1 protein-coding gene is annotated in these 207 nt (G+C 54.1%); it reads right to left on the reverse strand.

The features are described 5' to 3' along the window. Positions 1–207: hypothetical protein (locus ACX9YW_RS23875; protein ID WP_460351330.1), on the reverse strand; the 207-nt coding region annotated here is incomplete at both ends.

A 207-nucleotide genomic window follows, 5' to 3' on the forward strand; every position in this document is an offset into this window, starting at 1 on the left:
TTAACGGAAGCTTCCAATCCATCCGGATCGACGCCGATCTTCTCGGCCAGACCGCGAATCGAATCCGAGCTGTCAACCCATTCAGGAGTATCCTCGCCCGGCATCATCGTGATGATCATCTGGCTGTCCTTGAGCTGCTGGTCGAAAATCATCCATACCGGCGGCTCGTTCGGCCATTCCAGCGTAACGGGATCATATTGGTAGAAT

It is taken from the genome of Pseudoneobacillus rhizolycopersici, from assembly GCF_054786815.1.